Origin of the sequence: Actinomadura sp. GC306, from assembly GCF_004348665.1 — a bacterium.
Classification (GTDB): domain Bacteria; phylum Actinomycetota; class Actinomycetes; order Streptosporangiales; family Streptosporangiaceae; genus Spirillospora.
The window spans coordinates 1-6,790 of the sequence record NZ_SMKM01000327.1 but is presented as its reverse complement, the minus strand read 5'-3'; the positions used below and the strand labels follow the sequence as shown (position 1 = coordinate 6,790).

The window sequence follows — 6,790 nt, the reverse complement described above, 5'->3', positions numbered from 1 at the left end:
GGGGCAGGGGCAGGGGCGGAGCGGACTCTAGTAGGGGTCGTAGCCCGCGGCCTTGGCGGCGGGCGACTGCTTGAGGTACTCCAGTGCCCGCGGCGTCGAGCACACCTTGGACGGGTGGTGGTTCGGCCTGAGGTAGACGGGCGCCTCGCCGAGCAGCAGCCGGAAGATGCCGGGGACGTGCCCCAGCCGCACCGACCGCCGGTAGGACCGGTACACCCGCAGCGGCGTGACCCGCTTCTTGATCGTCGGGTCCTGCTTGAGCAGGTACAGGGACCCGCCGATCAGCGCCCAGTAGAGGAAGAACAGCGACACCACCCAGGCGGCGACGCGGGTGAGGTAGCCGCCGCCGAACGCCTTGTACACGTCGAACACGACCGACCGGTGCTCGACCTCCTCCGCGCCGTGCCAGCGCAGCAGGTCCAGCATCGTCGGGTCGACGCCGGCCTTCTCGAACCGCTCGTTGTCCATGATCCACTGGCCGAGGACGGCGGTGTAGTGCTCGATCGCGGCGACCGCGCCGAGCTCGAACCGCAGCCGGCGCCGCCACGCCCGCGGGTTCTTCTCCTTCAGCGCCGCCATCTGGGCGGGCCGGTCCGCGTTGCCCTTGGCCGCCGCGTCGGTGATCTTGGAGACGTCGATCCCGTTGGCCTCCAGGATCTGGTCGAGGACGCCCTGGTGGGAGCGGGCGTGCACCATCTCCTGACCGATGAAGCCCCGGATCTCCTCTTGCAGCCGCTCGTCCTTGATGTAGGGACGGGCGTCCTTCACGCACTGGATGAACCACTTCTCGCCCTCGGGCAGGACGATGTGGAACGAGTTGATGATGTGGGTGGCGACCGGGTCGCCGGGAACCCAGTGCAGCGGGGTGTCCGACCAGTCGAAGGACACGCGCCGAGGCTTGATCGGGGGATGGCGCTCGTCGATCTCGGACGCCGCTCCGCCGCCTGTCAGGGGCCTCGTCATCCCGTCCCTCGCTTCCGCATGCAGTCGCGCGGCGCGGCTGCGCGCACACGTGTGTCCATTGATGCACGAGTCAACTCGAGTGGGCCGCGGGTTTCTTGCCAAGGACCCAACAAGTTGCCCCGTGCTTTTCGGCCCGTGGTGACAAGTGGGCGCTCAGGGAGTGAGGCGTTCGGCCCCGGTGTAGACGTTCATCGTCTCACCCCGCAGGAACCCGATGAGCGTCATTCCGGCATCTTCGGCCAGATCGACCGCAAGCGACGACGGCGCCGAGACGGCCGCCAGCACCGGGACGCCCGCCGTCATCGCCTTCTGGGTCAGCTCGAAGGACGCGCGCCCGCTCACCATCAGGACCGTCCCGGTGAGCGGCAGCCGCCCCTGCCGCAGCGCCCACCCGACCACCTTGTCGACGGCGTTGTGCCGCCCGACGTCCTCCCGCAGCGCGAGCAGCGTCCCGGCGGCGTCGAACAGCCCCGCGGCGTGCAGGCCGCCCGTCCGGTCGAAGACCCGCTGCGCCTCGCGCAGCCGGTCCGGGAGCGTCGCGAGGACGCCGGGGGCGAGCCGCACCGGGTCGTCGCCCACCTCGTAGGGGCGGTCGGCGCGCAGCGCCTCGACGGTCGACTTCCCGCAGACGCCGCACGCGCTCGTCGTGGTGAACGCCCTGGTCATGGAGTCGTCCGGCGGCGGCACGCCGGGCGCGAGCGCGACGTCGAGGGTGTTCTGCTCCGCGGTGTCGGCGCAGTAGCGCATCGCGGCCAGGTCGTCCGCGGCGCCGATCACGCCCTCGGCGGCCAGGAAGCCGGCGACGAGGTCGAAGTCGTCGCCCGGCGTCCGCATCGTGATCGTGAGGGGCTTGCCCGCGACGCGGATCTCCAGCGGCTCCTCCACGGCGAGCGTGTCCGGCCGCCGCCCGCGCGGCCCGGAGGTACTGATCCGCAGCACGGGCCTGCGCACGGTGATCCGCCCCATGGCGTGAAGGTACCCGGGATACCAGGCGGTAACAGAAAAGTTCTCTGCGATACGTCCCGTTTTGTGTCCTTTTCTTCTCGGGACCGGGCGCCCTGGTACCCGGCCGCCCCGGAGATCGATCATCGAAGTGCATCAGGCGGCCCGCGGGGGACGCCGTAACGACACAGGAGTGAAGACACCGATGCGCAAGTTCCTCGTACTGCCCGTCCTTCTCGGCGGCCTCGTGCTCGCCACCGCCGGCTGCGAGGTCACCAAGACCGTCTCCGCGGCCAAGGTCGAGGAGCAGCTCGACGCCAAGTTCAGCCCGCCGTTCGACGACGCCGGCATCGGCCCCGCCACGAGCGAGTGCCCGGAGAGCCTCAAGGGCGAGGTCGGCGCCACGCTCGAATGCACGGTCCGCGACGCCACGGGCCGCGAGTACCGGATGATCGTGACCGTGACCTCGGTCGAAGGGGACCAGGTCAACTTCACGATGAAGGAGGCGTAGCGGGCCCCGCCGGCCGGGCGGGGGGAGCCCGGCCGGCGATTTCGGGGGGTGAACGGGGTTCGGCAGGGAATCGGGAGGTGTGCGGGCCTTCCTGTGAGGAACCGTCTAGATTTGGGTCCTCACCCCTGACACCCAGCGGAAAGTGGTATCCGGCACCCCATCATGAGCACGACACCAGCGAAGAAGAACCAGGTCGCGACCGGACTCAAGCGCCGGGGAACCCTCCTCGCGGCGGCGCTGCGGCCGCCGGGCCGCGCCCAGGGGCCCGGCGGGGCGTCCGCGACGTCCCCGGGCGAGGACGAGGAGAGCGCGGTCGTCCCCTCGAAGGTCCCCCGGCTCGTGGAGTCGCCGGTCTTCGTGCTGTGCTCGGTGCGTTCGGGATCCACCCTGCTCCGCGTGCTCCTCAACAGCCATACGCAGATCCGCGCGCCGCACGAGCTCCACCTGCGCCACCTCCGGGTGAAGCAGGGCCGCGAGTTCGCCCAGGACGTCATGGGCGAGCTGGGGCTGGACGCCCAGGAGCTGCAGTACATGCTCTGGGACAACGTGCTCTCCTACGAGCTCCAGCGCAGCGGCAAGACGCAGATCGTCGAGAAGACGCCGTCCAACTCCCTGATCTGGCGCCGGCTGGCCGCCGCGTGGCCGCAGGCGCGCTACCTGTTCCTGCTCCGCCACCCCGCCTCGATCGTCGAGTCGGTGCTGGCCCGGCGCAAGGGCTCGGTGCCGGAGAAGGTCGTCCCGGAGATCCTCCGCTACGCCGAGCACATCGAGGAGGCCAGGGGCGCGCTCTCCGGCCTCACCGTCCGGTACGAGGAGCTGACGGCCGAGCCCGAGCGCGTCACCGCGGAGATCTGCTCCTACCTCGGCGTGGAGTGGGAGCCCGGGATGCTGGACTACGGCCGGCTCAGCCACGGCCCGTACCGCGCCGCCTTCGGCGACTGGGGCGCGAAGCTCAAGTCCGGCGAGATCCAGCCGGCCCGCCCGCTGCCCGCGGCGGACGCCGTCGCACCCGAGCTGCGCGGCATCGCCCGCGCCTGGGGCTACCTCGACGCCCCGTGACACCGCGGACATGACACGGCGGACATGACACGGCGGACATGACACGGCGGACATGACACGGCGGACATGACACGGCGGACATGACACGGCGGACATGACACGGCGGACATGACACGGCGGGCCCGGGCCGAACGGCCCGGGCCCGCCGGAACCCGCGGAGGCGTACGGGAATCGAACCCGCCGTCCCGAGATCCTCGGGACCATCGGCTTTGAAGGCCGGGGAGGCCACCAGGCGCTCGCACGCCTCCGCCGATGATCTTAGCTGCCGTACAGCTCCTCGATGGCCGCGGCGTACTTGGTGTGCACGATGCGGCGCTTGAGCTTGAGGGTCGGGGTGAGCTCCTCGCTCTCTGCGGTCCACTCGGCGGGCAGCAGGCGCCACTTCTTCACCTGCTGGACGCGGGCCAGGCGGGTGTTGGCGTCCTCCACGGCCTTGGCGACCTCCTCCAGGACGAGGGGGTTCTCGGCGAGCGCGGCCAGGTCGGTGGTGTCGATGCCGTGGGCGGCGGCCCAGACCGGGGCGACCTCGCCGTCGAGGGTGATGAGCGCGACGACGTAGGGCCGCCGGTCGCCGAAGGCGAGGGCCTGGCCGATGAGCGGGTGCTCCTTGAGGTGGTTCTCGATCATCGACGGGGCGATGTTCTCGCCGCCGGCGGTGATGATGAGCTCCTTCTTGCGGTCGACGATCGTGAGGAAGCCGTCCTCGTCGAGGCGGCCCACGTCGCCAGTGTGCACCCAGCCGTCGGCGTCGATCAGGTCGGCGGTCGCGTCGGGGCGGCCCAGGTAGCCGGGGGTGCAGGTGGAGCCGCGGACGAGGATCTCGCCGTCCTCGGCGAGCTTCAGCTCCACGCCGGCGAACGGGCGGCCGACCGTGCCGAGCTTGAAGGAGTCGGCGAGGTTGGCGGTGATCGCGCCGGTGGTCTCCGTCATCCCGTAGGCGTCGAAGATCTTCAGGCCGAGGCCGGCGAAGAAGCGGGCCACGTCCACGGGCAGCGGCGCGGCGGCGCTGGACGCCTGCACGACGCGGTCCAGGCCGAGCATGGCGCGCATCGGGGTGAGGACCGCCGCGTCGGCCTGCTCGAACGCCGCGGTGATCTCCGGGGTGAGCGTGTTGCCGAACTCCTGGGCCTGCACGTAGGCGCGGCCGGCGTCGAGGGCGGCGGCGACGGCCGCCTTCTTGGCCTGGTCCTGCTCGGCCGACAGCACCGCCTGGATGCCCGCCATGATCTTCTCCCAGACGCGGGGCACGCCGAAGAAGGAGTGCGGCCGGACCTGGGGGAGGATCGAGGTGAGCTGGGCGGGGTCGGGGCAGAAGTGGATGTGCGAGGCGAGCCGCACCGGCAGGTAGTAGCTCAGCACGCGGTCGGCGATGTGCGCGAACGGCAGGTAGGAGACGCCGGCCGGGTGGTCGGGCAGCACCGAGCTGCGCTTCACCATCGCGCCCTCGTGCAGCACCATCGAGTGCGTGATCAGGACGCCCTTGGGGTCGCCCGTGGTGCCGGACGTGTAGAGCAGGGTGACGGTGTCCTCGGGCTTGACGGCCTGCCAGCGCGGGTCGACCGAGGCCGGCGCGGCGGCGAGCTCCTTGCGGCCCAGCTCCGTGAACGCCTCCCAGGTCATGTAGCGGTCGCCGGCGGGGCAGTCGGCCGCCTCCACGACGATGACCTTGCGCAGCTCGGGGAGGCGGTCCAGGACCGGCTCCCAGCGGTCGAGCTGGTCCCTGCCGTCGAGGACGGCGTACTTCGCGGAGCAGTCGGCCGCGACGAACGCGATCTGGTCGGGCGCGAGGGTGGCGTAGACCGTGGTGGGGATGCCGCCCGCGTGGACGGCGCCGAGGTCGGCGAGGATGTGCTCCGAGCGGTTCGGCATCATCAGCGCGACCACGTCGCCCGCCTCGAGCCCGAGGGCCGCGAAGCCCGCGGCCGTCTCCAGGGCCCGGGTGCGGGTGTCGGCCCATGTCAGGGTCTTCCACTCCCCGTCGACGCGGTCGGAGTAGGCCGGCAGGTCGCCGTGCCGCTCGGCGGTCTCGGCGAGGACGGTGCAGATCGTCTGCCCCGCGAGGGCCTTGTCGAGTTCGGCCCGCTCTTCCTGGATCCCCATGTCGCCCCTAGTAGTAAGTGATGACTTGCAACCCGAATCGCACCATGCCGAACATGGTTCGGACAAGTGTTTCCGGCATTTTGCTGCTGGTCGGAGCCCGGTCCAGGCCCTGGGTGACCACCTGGACACTGTCCGTTTCTTGATCATTTAAGATGGTTGTGCGTTAAATCAGGCGGTGACCCGCCTCGCCCCCGTCGCCCGCCTCACGCAGTACGCGCACGGCGGCGGCTGCGCGTCCAAGATCCCCCCGGCGGAGCTGGAGCGGATGGTCACCGGACTCGCCGGCGGCGGCGACGCGCTCCTGCTCGGCGGCCAGGACGGCGACGACGCCGCCGTGGTGCGGCTCGACGGCCGCCGCGCGGTGGTGTCCACCGCGGACTTCTCCACCCCCGTCGTCGACGACGCCTACGACTGGGGCCGCATCGCCGCCGCGAACGCGCTGTCGGACGTCTACGCGGTCGGCGGCGCGCCGGTGATGGCCCTCAACCTGCTCGGCTGGCCGAGCGGCGCGCTGCCCGCCGAACTGGCCCGCGAGGTGCTGCGCGGCGGCCGGGACCAGGCCGCGCTCGCCGGCTGCGCCATCGCCGGCGGGCACAGCGTCGACGACCCCGAGCCCAAGTACGGCCTCGCCGTCACCGGCTTCGCCGACCCGGACCGGCTGCTGCGCCTGGACGCCGGGCGCCCCGGCCTCCCGCTGTCGCTGACCAAGCCGCTCGGCGTCGGCGTCCTCAACGCGCGCCACAAGACCACCGGCGAGCTCTTCCCGCACGCGGTGGAGACGATGACGGAGCTGAACGCCGCCGCCGGCCTGGCCGCCCTCGAACGCGGCGCCGCCTGCGCGACGGACGTCACCGGCTTCGGGCTCCTCGGCCACCTCTACAAGCTGGCGCGGGCGAGCGGCGTCACGGCGGTCGTGGACGCCGCCGCCGTGCCGTACCTGGACGGGGCGCGGGCGGCCGTGCGCGACGGCTTCGTCCCCGGCGGGTCGCGGCGCAACCTCGCGTGGGTGACCCCGCACACCGACTTCCGCCGGATCGGCGAGGAGGAGCGGCTGCTGCTCGCCGACGCGCAGATCTCCGGCGGCCTGCTGGTCGCCGGCGAGATCCCCGGCGCGCCGGTCATCGGCGAGCTGGTCCCGCCCGGCCGCCGCACGCTCGTCGTGCGCTGACCGGACCTCCCGGCGCCCGCCGCCCCCCGGTGTCGCCGCCCCTGTGC

General features: G+C 71.9%; 6 protein-coding genes and 1 tRNA gene. 3 read left to right on the top strand and 4 right to left on the bottom strand.

Annotation, left to right across the window (positions count from 1 at the left end):
• Nucleotides 1–27 precede the first annotated feature (27 nt).
• Entirely contained in the window at nucleotides 28–963 is a 936-nt protein-coding gene (locus tag E1200_RS29615) for a metal-dependent hydrolase (protein WP_131955379.1), read from the bottom strand.
• A 153-nt stretch (nucleotides 964–1,116) separates the two neighbouring features.
• Complete coding sequence (gene fdhD / locus E1200_RS29610) at nucleotides 1,117–1,929, bottom strand: formate dehydrogenase accessory sulfurtransferase FdhD (protein ID WP_131955378.1); 813 nt, start codon at nucleotides 1,927–1,929, stop codon at nucleotides 1,117–1,119.
• A gap of 169 nt (nucleotides 1,930–2,098) precedes the next feature.
• Here fdhD and E1200_RS29605 point away from each other — a divergent pair, with 169 nt between their 5' ends.
• Both E1200_RS29605 and E1200_RS29600 read left to right on the top strand, forming a co-directional pair.
• Nucleotides 2,099–2,416, top strand: coding sequence for a DUF4333 domain-containing protein (locus E1200_RS29605; RefSeq protein WP_131955377.1), 318 nt, complete (start codon nucleotides 2,099–2,101; stop codon nucleotides 2,414–2,416).
• A gap of 162 nt (nucleotides 2,417–2,578) precedes the next feature.
• Complete coding sequence (locus tag E1200_RS29600; RefSeq protein WP_131955376.1) at nucleotides 2,579–3,475, top strand: sulfotransferase; 897 nt, start codon at nucleotides 2,579–2,581, stop codon at nucleotides 3,473–3,475.
• Between the two features lie 154 nt (nucleotides 3,476–3,629).
• Here E1200_RS29600 and E1200_RS29595 read toward each other — a convergent pair.
• A tRNA-Sec gene (locus tag E1200_RS29595) sits at nucleotides 3,630–3,723 on the bottom strand.
• 10 nt (nucleotides 3,724–3,733) lie between these two features.
• The gene (locus E1200_RS29590) at nucleotides 3,734–5,575 is read right to left on the bottom strand and encodes an AMP-dependent synthetase/ligase (RefSeq protein ID WP_131955375.1); all 1,842 of its coding nucleotides are present in this window, start codon (nucleotides 5,573–5,575) and stop codon (nucleotides 3,734–3,736) included.
• Nucleotides 5,576–5,750: 175 nt separating this feature from the next.
• Between E1200_RS29590 and selD the strand changes: the two genes are divergently transcribed.
• Nucleotides 5,751–6,743 carry a selenide, water dikinase SelD gene (gene selD, locus E1200_RS29585; protein WP_131955374.1) on the top strand — a complete coding sequence of 331 codons (993 nt, stop codon included), beginning with the start codon at nucleotides 5,751–5,753 and terminating at the stop codon, nucleotides 6,741–6,743.
• Nucleotides 6,744–6,790: the final 47 nt, after the last annotated feature.